This window comes from Haloterrigena gelatinilytica (assembly GCF_013342145.1).
Taxonomy (GTDB): domain Archaea; phylum Halobacteriota; class Halobacteria; order Halobacteriales; family Natrialbaceae; genus Haloterrigena; species Haloterrigena gelatinilytica.
Genome location: NZ_JABUQZ010000001.1, coordinates 4045600 through 4065012, shown reverse-complemented (window position 1 = coordinate 4065012; position 19413 = coordinate 4045600). Strand labels below are relative to the sequence as shown.

The 19413-nt window shown below is 66.6% G+C and carries 13 protein-coding genes; 5 read left to right on the top strand and 8 right to left on the bottom strand.

Going from position 1 to position 19413, the window contains the following annotated elements:
* Positions 1 to 184 precede the first annotated feature (184 nt).
* Positions 185 to 3409, bottom strand: coding sequence for a carbamoyl-phosphate synthase large subunit (carB, locus tag HTZ84_RS20120; RefSeq protein ID WP_174682293.1), 3225 nt, complete (start codon positions 3407 to 3409; stop codon positions 185 to 187).
* A 336-nt stretch (positions 3410 to 3745) separates the two neighbouring features.
* Between carB and HTZ84_RS20115 the strand changes: the two genes are divergently transcribed.
* Positions 3746 to 6088 (top strand): hybrid sensor histidine kinase/response regulator, encoded by a 2343-nt coding sequence (locus HTZ84_RS20115; RefSeq protein WP_174682292.1) that lies wholly within the window; start codon positions 3746 to 3748, stop codon positions 6086 to 6088.
* Positions 6089 to 6143: 55 nt separating this feature from the next.
* Here the strand turns inward: HTZ84_RS20115 and HTZ84_RS20110 are convergent, their stop codons facing one another.
* From HTZ84_RS20110 to HTZ84_RS20085, 6 genes are all read right to left on the bottom strand, one after another.
* Positions 6144 to 6680 carry a DUF5815 family protein gene (locus HTZ84_RS20110; protein WP_174682291.1) on the bottom strand — a complete coding sequence of 179 codons (537 nt, stop codon included), beginning with the start codon at positions 6678 to 6680 and terminating at the stop codon, positions 6144 to 6146.
* Between the two features lie 91 nt (positions 6681 to 6771).
* Positions 6772 to 7530, bottom strand: a complete 759-nt coding sequence (locus tag HTZ84_RS20105; protein WP_174682290.1) for a class I SAM-dependent methyltransferase — start codon at positions 7528 to 7530, stop codon at positions 6772 to 6774.
* A 43-nt stretch (positions 7531 to 7573) separates the two neighbouring features.
* Positions 7574 to 8458, bottom strand: coding sequence for an aldo/keto reductase (locus tag HTZ84_RS20100; RefSeq protein WP_174682289.1), 885 nt, complete (start codon positions 8456 to 8458; stop codon positions 7574 to 7576).
* Between the two features lie 110 nt (positions 8459 to 8568).
* Positions 8569 to 8979, bottom strand: coding sequence for a DUF7124 domain-containing protein (locus HTZ84_RS20095; protein ID WP_174682288.1), 411 nt, complete (start codon positions 8977 to 8979; stop codon positions 8569 to 8571).
* A gap of 86 nt (positions 8980 to 9065) precedes the next feature.
* Positions 9066 to 9293, bottom strand: a complete 228-nt coding sequence (locus HTZ84_RS20090) for a hypothetical protein (RefSeq protein WP_174682287.1) — start codon at positions 9291 to 9293, stop codon at positions 9066 to 9068.
* Positions 9294 to 9512: 219 nt separating this feature from the next.
* Positions 9513 to 10751, bottom strand: coding sequence for an NAD(P)/FAD-dependent oxidoreductase (locus HTZ84_RS20085; RefSeq protein WP_174682286.1), 1239 nt, complete (start codon positions 10749 to 10751; stop codon positions 9513 to 9515).
* A gap of 266 nt (positions 10752 to 11017) precedes the next feature.
* Here HTZ84_RS20085 and HTZ84_RS20080 point away from each other — a divergent pair, with 266 nt between their 5' ends.
* The 3 genes from HTZ84_RS20080 to HTZ84_RS20070 all read left to right on the top strand — a co-directional run bounded on the left by HTZ84_RS20080 (position 11018) and on the right by HTZ84_RS20070 (position 14358).
* Complete coding sequence (locus HTZ84_RS20080; RefSeq protein WP_174682285.1) at positions 11018 to 11614, top strand: DUF6149 family protein; 597 nt, start codon at positions 11018 to 11020, stop codon at positions 11612 to 11614.
* Between the two features lie 134 nt (positions 11615 to 11748).
* Positions 11749 to 12987 carry a polysaccharide deacetylase family protein gene (locus HTZ84_RS20075; protein ID WP_174682284.1) on the top strand — a complete coding sequence of 413 codons (1239 nt, stop codon included), beginning with the start codon at positions 11749 to 11751 and terminating at the stop codon, positions 12985 to 12987.
* A gap of 99 nt (positions 12988 to 13086) precedes the next feature.
* On the top strand, positions 13087 to 14358 hold the full coding sequence (locus HTZ84_RS20070; protein WP_174682283.1) for an MFS transporter: 1272 nt from the start codon (positions 13087 to 13089) through the stop codon (positions 14356 to 14358).
* A gap of 144 nt (positions 14359 to 14502) precedes the next feature.
* Here HTZ84_RS20070 and HTZ84_RS20065 read toward each other — a convergent pair whose 3' ends face one another.
* Positions 14503 to 15840, bottom strand: coding sequence for an ABC transporter substrate-binding protein (locus HTZ84_RS20065; protein WP_174682282.1), 1338 nt, complete (start codon positions 15838 to 15840; stop codon positions 14503 to 14505).
* A gap of 312 nt (positions 15841 to 16152) precedes the next feature.
* Between HTZ84_RS20065 and HTZ84_RS20060 the strand changes: the two genes are divergently transcribed.
* Positions 16153 to 19293 (top strand): methyl-accepting chemotaxis protein, encoded by a 3141-nt coding sequence (locus HTZ84_RS20060; protein ID WP_174682281.1) that lies wholly within the window; start codon positions 16153 to 16155, stop codon positions 19291 to 19293.
* Positions 19294 to 19413: the final 120 nt, after the last annotated feature.

Here is a 19413-nt window from a genome sequence, read left to right as displayed (position 1 = left end):
TTTTTCTATGATATCTATTGTTGACACGGGCCCAATATACAGATTGGTTAGGTATAATACAACAATTAATTAAGTAGTGGGGGACGAGTACCGTCTTCAGTGGACGAATAGCGCTATCCCCGAACAAAATAAAGAAAGTGAATTGCAGGCAACCAGCGCTTAGATTGACTTGGTTACGGCCTGGTCAGTCCGAGCGGCCCCACTCGGCCGTGCGCTTCGGGCGGTCGGTGATCGCCTGCACGTCGATCGGTTCGTCCTTCGCCTCGAGCGCCTCGAGCGCGGCCGAGGCGCTGGCGGGCGTCGAGAAGTAGGTGATCTCCTCCTCGACGGCGACCTCGAGCAGGTCGCGGTCGCGGGAGACGATGAGGTCGACCTTCCCCTCGCGGACGGCCTGTGCGAGGTCGACTTCCTCGCAGAGGTCGAAGTGCTGGGTGAAGCCGTCGACCAGTGCCTCGCCGTCCTCGGTCTCCGGATCCGGGAACTTGTCGGCCGAGAGGTCGATGATCGCGGTGCCCGACTCGGGGATCGGCTTGCCCGTCGCGTCCTGGGCCTTGTCGTAGGCCTTGCCGAAGGTGTCGGCGCTGCCCATGACCTCGCCGGTGGACTTCATCTCCGGGCCGAGACGCGGGTCCGAGCCCGGCAGGCGGTCGAACGGCAGGACGACCTCCTTGATCGAGGTCTGCTCGGGGATCTGCTCCTCGATCGCGAGGTCCTCGAGCGTGTTGCCGGCCATGACCTTGGCGGCGATCTTGGCGATCGGGACGCCCGTGGCCTTCGAGATGAAGGGGACGGTACGCGAGGAGCGCGGGTTCGCCTCGAGGACGTAGACCTCGCCGTCGCGGACCGCGAGCTGGACGTTGAGCAGCCCGACGGTGTCGAGCGCGGTCGCGATGTCCTCGGTGACCTCGCGGACGCGCTCGAGCGTATCGTCGTCGAGCGAGCGCGGCGGGATCATACAGGCCGAGTCGCCGGAGTGGACCCCCGCGGCCTCGACGTGTTCCATCACGCCGCCGATGAGCACGTCCTCGCCGTCGGCGACGGCGTCGACGTCCAGTTCCACGGCGTCGGCGAGGAAGTCGTCCACGAGAATCGGCTTGTCCGGGGAGACGCGGACGGCCTCCTCGATGTAGGTCTCGAGTTCCGCGTCGTCGTAGACGACGTCCATCGCGCGGCCGCCCAGCACGTAGGAGGGGCGCACGAGGACCGGGTAGCCGATCTCGTGGGCGAGTTCCATCGCTTCCTCCTCGCTGTGAGCGGCGCCGCCCTCGGGCTGGGCGATTCCCAGTTCGTCCATGAGCGCGTTGAAGCGGTCGCGGTCCTCCGCTAAGTCCATCGCTTCGACGCTCGTACCCATGACCTCGCAGTCGAGTCCGCGGCGCTCGAGTTCGTCCTCGAGCGGTTCGCCGATGTTGACGGAGGTCTGGCCGCCGAACTGGACCATCACGCCGTCGGCGCCGGTCGCCTCGGCGACGTCGGCGACCTCCTCGGCGGTGATCGGTTCGAAGAAGAGGCCGTCGGAGGTGTCGTAGTCGGTCGAGACGGTCTCGGGGTTGTTGTTGACGACGTGGGCCTCGATGCCCATGTCACGGAGCGCCTGGACCGCGTGGACCGAACAGTAGTCGAACTCGACGCCCTGCCCGATACGGATCGGCCCGCCGCCGACGACGATCACGCTCTCGATGTCGCGGTCGACCTCGAGTTCGCCGGCCGCGGCGTCGCCCTTCAGCGGCCCCGACTCGAACTCGTTCTTGCGCGCGGAGTAGTAGTACGGCGTCTCGGCCTCGAACTCGCCGGCGCAGGTGTCGACCTGCTTGTAGGTGCGACCCGGCACTTCCTGTTCGACGGCGCCGACGTCGGCGCCCGCCGCGGCGGCGATCGTCGCGTTCGTGTGACCGGCGATCGCGGCCTCGGTGAAGTCGCCCTCTTGGGCGGCGACCGTGGCGTCGGCGATGCGCTTGAAGCGCTCGGTGTACCACTCGTAGATGTCCGTCAGCTCGCAGATCTCGTCGACCGTGTAGCCGCGTTCGAACGCCTCGAACATGGCGTAGGGACGGTCCGGCGACGGACGAGCCAGATACCGCTCCTCGAGTTCCTCGTCGCCGACCTCGTCCCAGTCGACGTCGGGTTCGTACTCGGAAGAGCGCAGCGCCTTGAGCAGCGACTCCTCGAAGCTGCGGCCGATGGCCATCGCCTCGCCGGTCGACTTCATCGCCGTCGTCAGTTCGAAGTCGACGTCGTCGAACTTGTCTTTGGGCCAGCGCGGGACCTTGGTGACGACGTAGTCGATCGCGGGTTCGAAGGCGGCGGTCGTCTCGCCGGTGATCTCGTTTTCGATCTCGTGGAGGCGCTTGCCGAGCGCGACCTTCGCGGTCACGCGGGCGATCGGGTAGCCCGTCGCCTTCGAGGCCAGCGCGGAGGAGCGGGAGACGCGCGGGTTGACCTCGACGACGCGGTACTCGCCGCCGGGGGTGCCGTCGTCGCGCCAGGCGAACTGGATGTTACAGCCGCCCTGAATGCCGAGTTCGCGGATGACCTCGAGCGCGGCGGTGCGCATCTCCTGGTGGCCCTCGTCGGGGACGACCTGCGAGGGGGTGACGACCGTCGACTCCCCGGTGTGGATGCCCATCGGGTCGATGTTCTCCATGTTGCAGATGATGATACAGGAGTCGTCGGCGTCGCGCATGACCTCGTACTCGTACTCGACCCAGCCCGCGATGGACTCGGTGATCAGCACCTCGCTGTTACGCGAGAGGCGCAGGCCCTTGCGAACGCGGCGCAGCAGTTCGTCCATCTCGTGGACGACGCCCGAGCCGGAGCCGCCCAGCGTGTACGTCGTACGGGCGATGACCGGCAGTCCGCCGACCTCGTCGACGGCGGCCTGGACGCGCTCTTTCAAGCCCTCCTCGGTCATCTCCGAGACCTCCTCGTCCTCCTCGAGCGAGATGGTCGTCGACCGCGGAACGGGCTGGCCGATCTTCTCCATGCGCTGGCGGAAGAGGTCGCGGTCCTCCGTGGCGTAGATGGTGTCCAGCGGCGTTCCCATGATCTCGACGTCGTACTCCTCGAGAACGCCTTCCTCGGCCAGTTCGGCCGTGACGTTCAGGCCCGTCTGGCCGCCCAGGCCGGCGATGACGCCGTCGGGCTGCTCCTTGCGGATGATCTCGGAGATGGCCTCGGTCGTGATCGGCTCGATGTAGACCTCGTCTGCCATCTCCGGATCCGTCATGATGGTCGCGGGGTTGGAGTTGACGAGCACGACGCGGGCGCCCTCCTCCTGCAGCGCCCGGCAGGCCTGCGCGCCGGAGTAGTCGAATTCGGCTGCCTGTCCGATCTGGATCGGGCCGCTCCCGATCAGCAGAATCGTGCGTCCGTCCCCTGTCTCGCCCTCGCTTGGCTGGTCCGTACTCATTTCTCTTGTTCGTCCGGAGTTCGCACATCGTAATAAGCCCCACGATACAGTACGAATCTCGAAACGGCTTTTCGAAATTCGAACCCAACCCTCGATACGGGTCGTCGACGACGCGACCCGTCGTGCCGTTTCGACGGAAATTACCCATATTTTATCTCATCTCCGGCGCGATCCGCCCTGCCGTTTCACGGATCGGCGTCCGTCCGCGCCCTCCGTCTCGAGGTCGACAGTTCGGCGATCGAGCGGGCGAGTCCGCTTGCGCCGGCCGAATCGCTTATCGTGGCCGCGTTACTGTTCGGACGCAACGAGATGGTCGACGCCGGACGCACACGTTCGATGCCGTCGAAAGCCGTGCTGTACGTCGATCCCGACGAGACGGCTCGGCGACGGCTGTCGCGCGACCTCGCGGCCGACGCCGCGATCGAACTCGAGGCGGTGGCGACCGCGGCCGCCCTCCGCGACGCGCTCGCGGACGGGTCGAGCGCGTACGCCTGCGTCGTCACCGAATACCGCCTCGACGGTCCAGAGACGGACGCGCTCGCGCTGTACGATTCGCTGCGAGCCGACGGCCTCGCGACCGCCCCGTTTCTCCTCTACACCGCCGACGGAAGCGAGACGCTCGCCAGCGAGGCGATCACGGCCGGATTCTCGGGCTACGTTCCGAAGGGACGGACGGATTCGGTCGAGCGACTCCGCGAGCAGTTGCAAACCGTGGGCGGACCGGACGCGAACCGAGCGGGCCGCGCTCGGACGGACCAGCGGGCGGCGCCGCGGGACCCGAACCGAGACCGCGAGCACGAGCAGGACCTCGAGCGGTACCGAACGCTCGTGGAGACGGTCGGGGACTCCATGTACGTCCTCGACGCGGACGGCCGCATCGAGATGGCCAACGAGGCCATGGCCGACGTCCTCGAGACGACGCGCGACGAACTCCTCGGACGGCCGGTGGACGACTTCGTCGCCGACGGAGACGCCGGCCGCATCCGCTCGACGCTCGACGAGCTTCGGACGGCCGGCGATCGGGCGTGGGAGACCACCGACGTCACCGTCGAGTTCACCGACGGAGCGATTTGCGACGCCGAAGCCAACGTCGCGCCGCTGATCGAGGACGACGGCGCGTTGGCGGGAAGCGTCGGCGTGGTCCGCGACGTTTCGGACCGTAAGGAGCGCGAACGGCGGATCCGGAAGCTACACGACGGAACGCGCCGGCTGATGGCGGCGACGGAGACCGACGAGATCGCCCGCGTCGTGACCGAGATTGCCGCCGACGCGCTCGATTTCGATCTCAACTCCGTTCACCTGTACGAACCGGACGTGCTGACGCGATCGACGGCCGACTCCCCCGGAGACGGATCGGCCGACGAACCAGCGGCAGCGGACGGGACGGCGGATCCGACGGATCCGGCGGCATCGGACGGCGCGGATCGGGGCGGGCTCGTTCCCGTCGCGATGAGCGACCGCGTGCTCGAGCTGTTCGACGGGATCCCGTCGAACATCGAACCCGGCGGCGGGATCGCCTGGGACGCCTACGAGGCCGGCGAGGCGATCGTCCACGGCGACGTCCGGCAGGCGCCGAACGTTCGCAACCCCGAGACGCCGATCCGCAGCGAGGCCCACGTTCCGCTCGGCGATCACGGGGTCTTCATCGTGAGTTCGCTCGAGACCAACGACTTCGATCCGGAAGCGCTGACGCTGGCGCGGATCCTCGCGGCCAACGCCGAAGCCGCCCTCGACCGCGCCGAGCGCGAGGGCGAACTCGCGGAGCACGGCCGCGAACTCGAGCGCCAGAACGAACGGCTCGAGGCCTTCGCCAGTACGGTTTCACACGACCTCCGAAATCCGCTGACGCTCGCGACGGGCCACCTCGAACTCCTCGCGGGCCGGATCGACGGCGACGACGAGACCGATCGTCACGTCGACGAACTCGAGTGGGCCCTCACCCGAATGGACGAACTCGTCGAGAACGTCCTGACCTTAGCCCGGAGCGGCCGGCGGTTGACCGAGACCGAGCCGGTCGACCTCGCCGCCGTCGTCGAGCGCGCCGAGCGGACGGTCGAGGGCGACCTCGAGGTGGTGTGCGACGGATCGCTGCCGACGGTCGACGGCGACGAGGAGCGGCTTCGGGTCCTCTTCGAGAACGTGTTTCGTAACGCCGTCGAACACGGTTCGACGAGCCCTCCTTCGCACGCTCAGGAGGACGCTGTGGAGCACGGCTCCACGAGCCCTGACTCGCACGCTCGTCAGGACGACGGAAGACACACCGCGTCTTCCGAGTCCTCGGTCGCTGATGCTCCCGAGGACGCCGTCGAACACGGTTCGACGAGCCCTCCTTCACACGCTCAGGAGGACGCCGTCGAACACGGCTCCGCGACCCTCGGCTTCCAGGGGACCCAGGAGGACCTCGACGAAGAGACGACGAACCGCGGCGAACGCGACGGGGAGACCGTGACCGTCACGGTCGAGCCGACCCTCGAGGGGTTCGCGATCGCCGACGACGGGCCCGGAATCCCGCCCGGCGAACGCGACCGCGTCCTCGAGTGGGGTTACAGTACGGACACCGAGGGAACCGGCTTCGGGCTGGCGATCGTCGCCGAGGTCGTCGAGGCCCACGGCTGGTCGGTCGCGGTCGAAGAAAGCGACGCGGGCGGGTTGCGGTTGGCCGTCTCGATCCCGTCGTGACGGATCGTGCGGGCCGCCATCGGACGCGGCTCGCCAGAAAACGGGCCCGGAGCCGTTACAGCGCGCGGTCGTGTTCGCTCTCGAACTCGCGCTGGCGGCGGTACTGGTCGACGAACTCCTCGACGTCGAACTCGAGCATCTGGGTCTCGAACTCGGAGATTGCGGCGTCGTCGGCGGCGTGGCTGACCGCGTGTTCCATCAGTTCGACCACCAGTTCGACGACGATCTCGTGGAGCCGCCGGGAGTCGAAGTCGGTCACCCACAGCATCGCGTAGCCGACGGCGCCGTCGTCGCTGGCGTCGTAGGTGCGGACCTTCTCGGGGAACTCCTCCATGACGACGCCCAGCAGGTGGGGCGTGCCGAACTCCTCGAACTCGTCGGCCGGCTCGATCGTCTCCCGCAGGACGGCGACGAGCGATTCGGGGAAGAACCGCGAGGGCGGGTGGACGTCCGTGACGACGGCGTGGGACGCGCCGCAGGGACAGGAGTACTCGCGCATCCCCAGATCGATCTCGTGGGGGTCGATCGAGTTGCCGCAGGGAAGCTCGAGGTGCCGGTCGCCGCCGGATCCCGGGACGCGGGGCTCTGCCATTGCCCCTCGTTGGGGGGGACGAGCCAAAAGGGCGACGACTCGAGACGTGTGCCGACGGCCGCAGTCGTCGCTCGAGGCGCGCCGACGGCGCTCACTCGGGCCGGCGCAGGGCGAGGCCGTACATCTCGCCGGCCGACTCCGAGCCGATCGCTTCGACGAGGGTATCGGCCCGTCCGAGCAACGCGGCCCTCAGTTCCGACTCCGCGGGGAGCGCGTCGACCCTCGAGCGGACCACCTCGGCGTGGGCCTCGAGGTGGCTTTCGGTCCACGGGACGGGGTCCAACAGCGTTCGGTGCCGATCGACGGTCCATCCGTAGCCGGTGAACAGCCGACCGAGCGCGTCCGCCGGGTAGAAGGTCAGCATCGGCTCCCCGTCGGCGAGCTGTGCGGCCGCGTTCTCGAGGGCGAAGAGGTCGCGAACGGCGGCGTCGTCGGGCGGCGGCTCGTAGTCGTCGACGAGGAGATGACAGCCCGGCGCGGCGACGCGAGTCAGCTCGCGGGCGATCGCGTCGAGGTCGGCGGGTGGAACAACGTTGAACAGCCCGTGTGCGGTGATGACCTCGACGGCGTCGTCGGGAAGGGGGATCGCCCGCAGGTCGGCCTCGAGGACGGCGAGTCGGCCGCGCGCTCGTCTCGGATCGTCGGTGTCATCGTCGTCGGTGGGCGATCGGACCCGTTCGAGCGCGGTCTCCGCGTGCGTTCGGTCGTCGGTCACGGCGTAGACGCGCGCCGCGCCGCTCGCGAGCAGCCCCGCCGTCGCGTTGCCGACGCCGGCGCCGGCTTCCAGACAGACCGCGCCCTCGATCGGGCGATCCTCGAGGGCGGTCGTGACGGTGCGTGGGACGTCCATGTGGTCTCGCGGGTCGGCTCGCCGTCGCGGGCGGTTCAGGGATTCAGTGGTGGAGCTGTTCGGGGACCGGGCTGTCGTCGTGGCGCGCTTCCTCGACGAGCGAACGCTGTTCGCTCTCGGCCATCCCGTCGTACCGGGTGGCGGCGTCGAGCACCATCGCGACGAGCTTCGGATCGCCGGGCGTGACGACGGTCGAGAGCCCTTGCGACGCGGCGAAGTCGAACCGTTCGCGGATCTCGTCGGGCGTATCCACCGGCTCGTACCAGTTGGCGTACGGCCGATCAGCTTCGGGCAACTCCTCGGTCGAGGGCCACGATCCCTTCGCGAAGGCCTTGATCCCGAGCGTGCCGATTCCTTCCTCCTCCGCGCGCTCGAGGACGGCCTCGTAATCGTGGTCGTCGTCGCCCTTCGCGGCGACGACCGGATTCAGGGGGAACATCACCGTCGCGAGGTCGTCGATCCGATCCATCGCGTCGAGGATGAGTTGGGGGTTCCCGTGGCTCGTGAGGCCGATATCACCGATCAGACCCTCCTCCTTGGCGTCGCGAAACGCCGCGAGCGCGCCGTCGTCGCCCGTGATCTCCTCGAGTTCCGCCTCGTACTCGAGGCCGTGGACCTGATAGAGGTCGATGTGATCGACGCCGAGCCGATCGAGCGAGCGCTCGAGTTTGCGGCGCGCGCCGTCGTAATCCCGTTCCTGGGTCTTGCAGCCGAGGTAGATCTCCTCGCGGTGCTGGCGGAGTTTGGGACCGAGCTTGCGTTCGGCGTCGCCGTAGGTCGGCGCGACGTCGACGTGGTTGACGCCGCGGTCGAGGACGAGTTCGACCATCTGGTTCGCGCCCTCCTGCTCGAGCCAGTTGAGCGCGATCGCACCGAAGGTCGCGACCGTGCTTTCGTGGCCGGTCGAGCCCAAGTCACGTGTTTCCATACCGGCCCATTGGCGAGGCTGCACATAAGTCACGGGCCATCGGCAGCACGGTCCGACCCGCGTGAGTAGAACGAGTGAACGAAGCGAGACGCCGCGATCGGACCGAATCCTCAGGGCCAGTCGTCGCGGACCGGTTCGGCGTCGTCGTCGCCCGTCTCGGTGTTCGCGGCGATGATCCAGTCGGCCGCCTCGGCGGCGTCCTCGACGTCTAAGTACTCCCAGTCGACATCGTCGGCGAGCTGTTCGTCCTCCTCGGTCGAACCGATGAAGACGTACCGGTCGGTGTCGAACTGGTCTTTGACGCCCTCGAGGCTCTCGGCTTTGCCCCGCGGTCCGGAGAAGAAGTCCTGGCGGATGCGGTTCTTCCGGGTGAAGTTCGTCACGACGTACGTGGGTTTCTCGGAGACGACGCCGATGTACTCCGTCCAGCCTCTGGCGTCTTCGAAGACGCTCTCGGGCGAGGCGAGCTCTTTCAGCGCCTCGAGCTCGAACGCCAGGGTCATGTCGCTGTCGCCGTTCATAGGTCACCGAAGGCGCGCACGCGGGAAAACGACTTCGATACTTTCGACGGAGCGGGAGCCGACGAACCAAAGCGGCGGCGAGCGGCCTAGGCGCAGACGACCCGATAGTACTCGGTGAAGACGATGATATCGCCGGCCTCGAGATCGACGTCCGATTCCGCTAGCGGGCGATTCGCCTCGAGACTTTCGTAGAACGCCTCCAGCGTGTCGGTGTCGAGCTGGTCGACGTGGCGGACGGTCGCGCCCGTCGAGACGGAGTCGGCGCGCTCGAGTCGGAGCTGTCGTTGGAGAAGTTCGCCGGAAGCCATGTTCATCGTTACCAAATGTCGTGGTGCTACTTAACGATTCCGCCGAATCGACCGGAAATCAAAAGCGCAGCCACGAGTCGGAGCCGACGAAGCGGTGACGAACGCGGGGGTGACCCTCGGTACGACGGCGTTGGTACCCGAGCGCAGGGGAGCAAAAGACGCGTAAACGGACGAACGAGCGCCTCGAGTGCCGGCCGTCGGTCGGCCGGCTCCCGTCGGCGGCCGTTACTGTTCCTGTGCCGGCGCGAGTTCGTCGAGATCGACCTGCTGTTGGAGGAGGACCTCGGCCTGGTCGGCGACCTCGCGCTGTTCGCGCATCAGCTGTTTGAACTTGCTCTGGGGCGAGAGGTCGCCGATGAGGACGCCGCCGACGATCTTGCCGTCCTTGAAGGCGATGCGGCGCCACTCGGTGTCGCTGTACTTGCGCTCGGCGTGTTCGTCGCCGAGCGTCGGGTGACCGAACGAAAGGAACGGGAAGTCGAAGTGCGTGATGGAGTACGAGGAGACCCACTCGAACTCCTCTTCCTCGGCGTCGTTGGCCATGTTGACCGCGGCGACGCGACCCTGCTCCTTGGCCGAGCCCCACGAACCGTTCTGGGCCTGATCGCCCAGCAGGACGTCGTAGAAGCGCGTGATGTCGCCGGCGGCGTAGACGTCGTCGACGTTGGTCTGCATGTACTCGTCGACGACGAGTCCGTTGTTCTGCTCGAGGCCGGCTCCGCGGAGGAACTCCGTGTTGAAGGTGAGGCCGATGGCGACGCCGGCGAAGTCGCAGTCGTAGCGGTCGCCGTTGGGGTCGACCGCGGCGGTGACGTGGCCGTCGTCGTCGACTTCGAAGCGGTCGACGCCGCTGTCGAAGACCGGTTCGACGCCGACCTCGCGCATGCCCTCGTGCATGATCTCGGCGCCGTCGTCCGAGAGCGCGTAGCGCCACCAGCGGCCGCCGCGCATCAGGTAGTCGGCCTCGATGCCCTGCGCGCCGCAGACGGCCGCGAAGTCGATGCCCAGCAGGCCGGCGCCGACGATGACCCCGCGGTCGGACTGCTCGGCGTGCTCGCGAATCCCGCGAGCGTCCTGAAACGTCCAGAAGTGGTGGATCCCGTCGGCGTCGCTGTTTTCGACCGGGAGCTGCGTCGGCGTTCCGCCGGTCGCGACCAGGAGCTTGTCGTACTCGATATCGCCGTTGTCGTGAGTGTGGACGACCCGCTCGTCCGTGTCGACGCTCGTGACGTGAGTGTTCAGCGAGAGGTCGATATCGCGCTCGTCGTACCACCCTTCGTCGTGAATCGAGATGGGAGCTTCCGGCAGTTTGCCCTTCGCGTGTTCCTTGATGAGAATGCGGTTATACAGTGGCTCCCCCTCATCGGTGATGACGGTAATCGTCGCCTCCGGATCCTCCTCCCGGAGGGTCTCGGCAGCCGAGCTGCCGGAGATTCCGTCACCGATGATCACGTAATGGGTCATATTCGGACCGTTCGTAATGCGGGTTAAAGTGGGTTGCTATCTCGTCTATTTTACCCAACGGGAGTTTCCCTGCAACAGTTGTATGCTGAAATTGGATGTGAACCTTCAAAGCGGTAATCACACGTCGAGCTTTCGTTTCCGATAGTTGACTTCGCAAGGTTTGCTGTTATCTCTGACGCACCTCGTCCGAGCGAGCCGTCGGTATCGCGGCCGGCCCTTCATAGTTGTCCGAACCGTTCTTTAGGCGCTGCTCCCTACATCGTCGCATGAAACTCCGCCAAAACGCGAAACACTTCGCCTATCGGAAGGCCCTCGAGACGCCGGGCGTCCGTTCGGTCGCCAACGCGGGCCTGGTCAGACTGCACACGAAGATCTTCACTGGGAAGGCAGATCCCGCCCACGCCGAGGAGCGAACGGCCCACCTCGACGGCCTCTTCGACGCGACGATGGACAGCTACCTGCGAGCGCTGCAGGAAGGGTTCTCCGAGGCCGAAGCCCGCGAGATCACCCACATTCAGGCCAACTTCGACTTCTACAACCACGGCTGGACCGAGATGATGGAGATTCCGGTCGACGAACTCGAGGCCCACCACGAGCGCTACGGCGACTTCTTCGAGCGATGGGATATCACGATCGACGACCCGCTCGGCCAGTTCGAACCGCCGGAGGGACTGCCCGAGGCGCCCTCGACGCCCGAAAAACTCGACGACCCCGAACACCCCCACGCGGAGGGCGGGTTCGCCGACGACGTCTACGTCGAGACCGAGGACGGTGACCTCGTCGTGGGCGGCCAGGACGAGCCGGACGACGCCGACGTCTCGTCGGCGGTCGATCTCGAGGACGAGGATATCGAAGCCGACTGACCGACTTCCGGTCAAAGCTCCGTCGCACCCGCTCGCGATCGAGGCGTTTCGCACCGACGTTTTCGCCGTTTGTTTTCGTCTACTGGATAGTAATTCAATCGTAACAATATCGCTTGCAGATTTGTTCTCCGTCGATGAACCGACGAACGTATCTCGCGGCAGCAGCGTCGGCGGCGGGACTCGGGCTGGCGGGCTGTACCGACTCGCCCGCGCTCGACGATGACGCCGGGAACGGCGACGACTCGTCGCCGCCGGCGAGCGATCCCCCCGCGGATCTCCCCGACGCCGCCGGAACCGTCGACGACTTCGAGGACCTCGAGGCGTGGACGGTCGCCGGCGGGACGCTGACGGCGGATCCGGACCGCGCCGCCGTCGGCTCGCAGAGCGCCCGACTGACGGTCGGCGAGACCGAGCAAATGGCCAGACTCACGAAGACGTTCGCCGACCCGCGCGATCTCACCGACGTCGTTCCCGGCGTCGCCGTCGCGGCGGACGAACTCGTCGTCCCGTGGCTCCGACTGGTCGACGACGAGGGCGCCGCGATCGAGTACCGTCGCGGGATCGTCGGCGACCTCCCCCTCGATCGGTACAACTTCGGCGTCAGCGAGATCGATCCGGCGTTCGACGCGGCGAACGTCCGGACGGTGTCCCTGCGCCTCTGGACGGCCGAAGGGGAGCGACGGACGGTCTGGTTCGACGACCTTCACTTCACCCCGCGGCCGGAGACGGGGCAGGTGATGATCCAGTTCGACGACGCACACGTCACCGACTACACGGAAGCGTTGCCGCGCCTCGAGTCGTACGACTATCCCGCGACGACGTTCGTCAACTCAGGGTACATCGGCGGCGGCGACGTCGGCGGCGATCCCCGATTGACGGTCGACCAGCTCCGCGAACTCCGGGACGCCGGCTGGTGCGTCGCGAACCACGCGAAGAACCACCCGAAACTGCCCGAACTCGACGCCGACGAACAGGAGTCCCAGATCCGGGCGGGCAAGGAGTGGCTCGTCGAACGCGGATTCGAGGACGGCGCCGACTACTTCGCCTACCCGTTCGGCCAGTACGACGCGACGTCGATCGAACTCGTCGACGAGTACCACTCGATCGGCTTCGGCGGCGGTCCGCCGGCGCAGGGGTATACGACGAATACGAAACTGGCCTCCAGAATCGGCAACCCCAGCGCCGAACGCGTCCGAACCGCGCTCGAGCACACCGTCGAACGGCGCGGGATCACCGGTCTCTTCTTCCACCGCCTCGAGGACGACCACCTCGAGGCCTTCGAGACGATGATCGAGACGATCCGCGAGTACGAGTCGAAGGGCAAACTCGAGGTGATTCTTCCCCGGGACCTCGAGGAGCGGTTCCTGTTCTAAGGGCGGTCGACCTCCCGCCCGTCGGCGAGCGTTCGGGCGGTGTCGGGATCCAAGCCGCTAAGTGTCCGGAGAGACCCGTTTCAACAACGAGACGATTCGATGGCACTCGATAGCAATGACCGATCGATCGCCGGCTTCACCATGGCCGGCCACGCGCTCGTCCACTGGTTCGAGACGTCGATCCCGATCTTCCTGGTGGTCTGGCTCGATACGTTCGACACCGGCGTCGCCCTGTTCGGACAGGTCGTCGCGCTCGGCTACGCGCTCTTCGGGATCGGCGCGCTGCCGAGCGGCATCCTCTCGGATCGATACGAGACCAAGCGACTCATCCTGTACTGTCTCGCGGGGATGAGCGGGGCCTTCCTCGTCCTCTCGTTCGCGAGGTCGGTCTACGCGATCGCCGTCGCCCTCGTCCTGTGGGGGGTCGCCGCCAGTATCTACCACCCCGCCGGGCTGGCGCTCATCAGCACCGGCGTCGAGGAGCGCGGGACGGTCTTCGCCTGGCACGGGATCGCCGGGAACGCCGGCATCGCTCTGGGCCCGTTCGTCACGGCGACGCTGCTCGTCGTCCTCGAGTGGGAGCTCGTCGCGGCAATTCTGGCCGTCCCCGGCGTTCTCGCGGTGCTGTACGGCCTCAGCGCGTCGTTCGATCCGACGGCAGCCGTCGACGACGACGTCGACGCCAGCACCGACGAGGCGCTGTCGGTCTCGGAACTGTTCGCGGAGACGCGGACGCTGTTCGCGAGCGCCTTCGCCGTCGTCTTCGCCATCGTGATGTTCGAAGGGCTGTACTACCGCGGGATGTTGACCTACCTGCCCGAGATCCTCCACGGCCTCGAGGCGATGGCCGGCTTCGCCGTCCCCGCGAGCCTCGAGGGGATCGAGCCGGCCGATTACATCTACGTGGGGCTGCTGGTCGTCGGGATGGCGGGGCAGTACGCCGGCGGGAAACTGACCGACCGCGTGGCGCCGGCCCGCGGGATGATCGCCATCTTCGCCGTCCTCGCGGTGCTTGCCGTCGCCTTCGTTCCCGTCACCGGCATGGGGATCGGCGCGATCGCGGCGCTCTGTGGCGCCTTCGGGTTCTTCCTGTTCGCGATCCAGCCGTTCTATCAGAACGCCGTCGCGGTCTACACGCCCGCGGACAGTCGCGGGCTCTCCTACGGCTACACCTACCTCGGCGAGTTCGGCCTCGGCTCGGCGAGCATCGCCATCGGCGGCTTCGTCCTCGGCGGCTTCCCGCTCGCGGCGTTTTTCCTCCTGGTCGCCAGTTTCGCCCTCGTCGGACTCCTGCTCTCGGCGGCCCTGCTCGCCGGCCTCGACAGGTTCGTCGATCTCGATCGAACGGTCGATACCCGGGCAGACGACTGAGGGGACGTCGTCGACGGAACACTCGGGCCGACCGGGCTCGACCGAATCGACGGCCGACCGGAGTCGCCCGAAACCGTCTCGATCAGTCGTCCGCAGAAAAACCGTGCCGATCAGTCAACGCTGGTCGCCAGCGGACTTCTCGCGTTAGGCCTCGGTCTCGAGCCACGGCGGCGTAACGTAGTCCCCGGTCTTCTTATCCGGCGGCCAGATGGCCTCCTGGACGCCCTCGCCGTCCTCGTTTTCCTGCCACTGGAAGTAGACCGTCTCGCCGTAGTTGTAGACGAGGTCGTGGGGCGTCTCGGAGTCGTTGTCGTAGAACTCGACCGTCGCGGCGTAGCCGGGATGGGACGCGTTCTCGAGGGCGCCGACCATATCGTCGGAGTCGAGCGAGTTCGATTCCTCGGCGGCGTAGGCGATGGCTCGGACGCCGTCGTACGTGTGGTACCCCGTGTAGATCGGGTTCTGCCCGCCGTACTCGTCCTGATAAGCGGTCACGAACTCCTGCGTGTTTTCGGTAATCGACGTCTTCGCCGTCGAACTGGTCTGCGTGACGGCGTACCGGCACTGCCCGCCGACCAGGTCGTAGTACGCCGGCAGCTGCATGGGGACGTGGACGCCGCCGAACCCGAACGATCGCTTGGCGGGTAACTTCCAGTCCATGAGCGCAGGGGTTCCGGTGTGTGCGGTCGTGATGAACACCGCGTCTGCGTCCGCCTCTTCGGCCTGGTTGTACTGTTCCGTGAAGTCATTGCTCGCCGCCGGATACCGCTCCTCGTAGACGACGTCGATATCCGTGTCGGCGAGTCGGTCCTGGTAGACCTCCCACGGTTTCTCGGTCCAGTCGTAGTCCTCGGCCAGCAGCGCGATCGAGTTCCAGCCGAGGTCCTCGTACATCTCGGTCAGGAAGTCCATCTGGATCCGCCCGAGGTCGATGTCGTTGTTCGGGCCGATCCGGAAGTGGTACTTGTACCGCTCGTAGTCGTCGCGGACCATCCGACTCACTTCGCTCGTCGCCGCCGCGCTCGTGAGGTGGAGCGTCTCCTGTTCGGCGACGTCGTCGATGATGCTCAACAGCGCCTCGCTCGAGAAGACGCCGGTCGTCGCGTCGACGCCCTCCTCGAGGATCAGTCGCTGGTACTGGCGCCTGGCCTCGAGCGGGCTCTCCTTCGTGTTTCCGACGACCAGTTCGACCTCGCGGCCGAGGATCCCACCCTCTTCGTTGAGGTGCGTGACCGCCAGTTCCGCGGCCTGGACCATCGAACGCCCCATCCGGTTGCTGTTCGGATTCGGCGCCAGCACGCCGATCTTGACCGTCTCTTCGTCGCTGTTGCCGCCGAGTACCTGATACTGGCCGAGACAGCCGGTAAGAGAGACGCCGGCACCCACGCCGGCAGTCGCCTTGAGAAATCGTCGCCTGTTCGAGGATATGCGTCGGCTCCCCGCCGTTCCCATCCGCAGTTGCGGCCGATTCGAATCGGTCATCTTGACAGCTGTTGTTACTAATCCGTCTTAATGATTGTTGACGACGCCGATACATCATTCAGATGTGAGATACTGGAGTTTCAGACGTGACACGGACGAATTAGTGCGGTTCGGCCGTCGATCCGCCCGATCTCTGATCGACATCCGCGACGGACCGCCGGTACGAGCGAACGCAGTGCGATTAGGTAGCATCGCTGATGGATCGCCACCTATCTCAAATTAAAAATAACGAAATCTGCCCGACACACGTTATCAGCTTCGATAATAGTGGATCATCATTTATATATCGACACTCAGACGCGTACTGTATCCATGGACGGCCTTCGACGATTGGTACCAACAGCTATTCGCCGCAGATACGCGGTCAAGTTCGGGATCATGTTATTAATACTCGCTCTGGGGGTGGGAGTGGTCGGGATGGCCGCAACCGCCGGGATTACTGGACAGGTCGAAGAGCGGGTCCAGAACGACCAGACGTCCCTCGCAAGCCAAGAGGCACAGAACCTCCAGATGTGGAACGAGCAGAACGAACACACGGTCGGGGTCATCGCCCGCTCCGACGTCGTCGAGAACGGCGACCCGGCTGCTGTCCAGAGCCGGTTCCTCGACTGGGAGGAGCATCTCGACGCGGATATCCACTCGATCAGTTACGTCGACACCGCCAACGACACGGTCCTCGCGAGTACGGATTACGACGGCGAGGAAACGGCGGCCAGCGAGATCGACGGCATCGAATCCGGAACCTACGAACGGGTCCACGAGAACGACGACGTCCCGTGGGTCTCCGACGCCCACCTCGTCGAACGGGAGCTGGGCGACGGCTCCGTCGTCGTCATGACCTACGTCCAGTCCGTCCCGGGCTCGGACGACGAAGCGATCGTCTACACGGCGGACCTCGAGGCGTACGCGGATCGCCTGAACGACGAGTCCGGCGTCACGACGATGCTTCTCGACGGCGACAACGAGGTGATGCTCGATAACGTGGGCTACGGCGAGGACCACGAGACGCTCGGCACCACCTACGCCACGCCCGACGGCGAGCGAAACGAGATCGTCCAGTCGGCCCGCACCGAAAGCGCCGGCACCCACCAGATCGCGGGCTCCTCGCTGGACCTCGGAACCGACGCCTACGGCTTCGAGGACGAGGATTACGTCGTCAGTTCCGCCCGCGTCTTCGGTACCGACTGGGTCGTCGTCACTCACGAACCGGAGAGTCAGGCCTACGGGTTCGTCGACACGGTCGGCCAGTGGGGCGGCATCGCGACGATCGCGGGCGTGCTCATGATCGGCGTGATCGGCGTCGTCCTCGGTCGGAACACCGCCGTTTCGATCGACCGTCTCACCGAGAAGGCCAGCAAGATGGAAGAGGGCGACCTCAGCGTCGACCTCGAGACCGAACGCATCGACAACATCGGCCGGCTCTACGAGGGCTTCGACTCGATGCGCGTCGCCTTGGGCGAACAGATCGAAGAGGCCGAATCCGCACGCGAGGACGCCGAACGCGAGCGCGAACGCATCGCGGAGATCAACGACCAACTCGAGCGGACGGCCGACGAGTACAGCGACGTGATGGAGGCGGCCGCCGACGGCGACCTGACCGCCCGGATGGACGCCGAGACGGACAACGAGGCGATGGCGGAGATCGCCGAGGACTTCAACGACATGCTCGAGGAGATCGAGGAAACCGTCGCCGATCTCAACCGGTTCGCGACCGACGTCGCGACCGCCTCCGAGCAGGTGACCGCCTCCAGCGAGGAGGTTCGCTCCGCCTCCCAGCAGGTCACGGAGTCGATCCAGGAGATTTCCGACGGCGCCGAGCAGCAGAACCAGTCGCTGCAGTCGGTCAACCAGGAGATGAGCGGGCTCTCGACGACCACCGAGGAGATCGCCGCCTCCTCGAACGAGGTCGCGGACATCGCCGAACAGACCGTCGACACCGGTCAGGAAGGACAGGAGGCCGCCCAGGAAGCGGTCACCGCGATGGACCAGATCGAGACCGAGGCGGAGGACGCCGTCAGCGAGATCCGCCGCCTCGAGCAGGAGGTCCAGCAGATCGACGAACTGATCAACACCATTTCCGAGATCGCCCGCCAGACGAACATGCTGGCGCTGAACGCCAACATCGAGGCGTCCCGCTCGGCCGGCGGGAAGGACGACGAAGGGTTCTCCGTCGTCGCCAAGGAGGTCAAGGCGCTCTCCGAGGACGTCGCCGAGGCGGCCGACGAGGCCGAGGACCGCCTCGAGGCGATCCGCGAACGCACCGAGCGGTCCGCGGACGAGGTCGAGGGTACCAGCGACCAGATCGAGGCCGCCAGCGAGCAGGTCACCGAGGCCGTCGAAGCCCTAGAAGAGATCGCCAATCTCGCCCAGGAGACCAACGTGGGCGTCCAGGAGATCTCCGCCGCGACCGAAGAGCAGGCCGCCTCGACGCAGGAAGTCGTCGCGATGGTCGACGACGCCGCGACGATCTCCGAGGAGACGACCACCGAGGCCGAGAACGTCGCCGCCGCCGCCGAAGAGCAGACCACGGCCCTGACCGAAGTGACCCGGTCCGCCTCCGACCTCTCCGGCCAGGCCGCGGAGCTCTCCGAAGCGCTCGACCGCTTCGAGACCGACATCAGCCGCGAGCAGCTCGAGGACGACCGCGATTCGGACGGCGACGGCGCTCCGACCGCCGCGACGAGTACGTCCGAGTTCGACGCCGCGGTCGACGCGGACGGAGACGAGTCACCGTCCGACGAGCAGACGCAGGAGTCCGAGCGCGACCAGCGAGGACAGGGGATCACCCTCTCGACCGACGAAAGCGAGACGTTCGAGTCGCCCGAGACGACCGGCGAGCAGGCGACCGAACGCGACGCGGCACAGCCGACCGAGTCGGTCGAGACCGAGCCGGCGGAGGCCGAGTCCGCAGACGACGTCGAGCCGGCCGCTGAGGCGGCCGATGTCGAACCCGCGCCGGCTCCGGACGCCGACGCGCTCGAGGCCGAATCGGGCGAGCAGGCGTCGATCACGGACAGCGGATCGACGACCGAGAGCGGGATCGACTCTGAGCCGACGCCGGCCCCTGCTCCGGACGATCTCGAGGAGTCTGACCGGTCGAACCAAGAGCGGACGGCCGACGATGAGCCGACCGCCGGCGACGAACTCGGTGCCGAGGAGATCCTCGGGATCGACGACAGCACGGCCGCCGGCGAACCGGCAGCCGACGCCGACCCGACCGACGACTCCGAGGACGCCGCGGCGGACGCGACGGATCCCCTCGCGGACGACGCGGACTCGGCGGTGGCGATCGAGCCGGTCGAAGACGGCGAGTCCGACGCGACCGGCGACGAAGACGCCGAGTCGGATGCCGCTGAGACGGCTGCGACCGACGAGACGGGGACGGCCGATACCGACGACACCGACACCGACGAGAACGACGACGTGTTCACGTTCGGCAACACGGACGAGTAGAGCGAACACGCGACTCGAGTCGTTTCGCGGCGATCGCTTCCGGCGGTGATTCGCCGCCGGGCATCGCTGTCATTTTCTCCACGATCGAAACGGGATCCGCGCTGAGCCGGGGCTCTAGCC

What these genes read in the sequence shown, in the direction of transcription:
- carB (WP_174682293.1), bottom strand. Translation starts at nt 3,409, where the DNA reads ATGAGTACGGACCAGCCAAGCGAGGGCGAGACAGGGGACGGACGCACG.
- HTZ84_RS20115 (WP_174682292.1), top strand. Translation starts at nt 3,746, where the DNA reads ATGCCGTCGAAAGCCGTGCTGTACGTCGATCCCGACGAGACGGCTCGG.
- HTZ84_RS20110 (WP_174682291.1), bottom strand. Translation starts at nt 6,680, where the DNA reads ATGGCAGAGCCCCGCGTCCCGGGATCCGGCGGCGACCGGCACCTCGAG.
- HTZ84_RS20105 (WP_174682290.1), bottom strand. Translation starts at nt 7,530, where the DNA reads ATGGACGTCCCACGCACCGTCACGACCGCCCTCGAGGATCGCCCGATC.
- HTZ84_RS20100 (WP_174682289.1), bottom strand. Translation starts at nt 8,458, where the DNA reads ATGGAAACACGTGACTTGGGCTCGACCGGCCACGAAAGCACGGTCGCG.
- HTZ84_RS20095 (WP_174682288.1), bottom strand. Translation starts at nt 8,979, where the DNA reads ATGAACGGCGACAGCGACATGACCCTGGCGTTCGAGCTCGAGGCGCTG.
- HTZ84_RS20090 (WP_174682287.1), bottom strand. Translation starts at nt 9,293, where the DNA reads ATGAACATGGCTTCCGGCGAACTTCTCCAACGACAGCTCCGACTCGAG.
- HTZ84_RS20085 (WP_174682286.1), bottom strand. Translation starts at nt 10,751, where the DNA reads ATGACCCATTACGTGATCATCGGTGACGGAATCTCCGGCAGCTCGGCT.
- HTZ84_RS20080 (WP_174682285.1), top strand. Translation starts at nt 11,018, where the DNA reads ATGAAACTCCGCCAAAACGCGAAACACTTCGCCTATCGGAAGGCCCTC.
- HTZ84_RS20075 (WP_174682284.1), top strand. Translation starts at nt 11,749, where the DNA reads ATGAACCGACGAACGTATCTCGCGGCAGCAGCGTCGGCGGCGGGACTC.
- HTZ84_RS20070 (WP_174682283.1), top strand. Translation starts at nt 13,087, where the DNA reads ATGGCACTCGATAGCAATGACCGATCGATCGCCGGCTTCACCATGGCC.
- HTZ84_RS20065 (WP_174682282.1), bottom strand. Translation starts at nt 15,840, where the DNA reads ATGACCGATTCGAATCGGCCGCAACTGCGGATGGGAACGGCGGGGAGC.
- HTZ84_RS20060 (WP_174682281.1), top strand. Translation starts at nt 16,153, where the DNA reads ATGGACGGCCTTCGACGATTGGTACCAACAGCTATTCGCCGCAGATAC.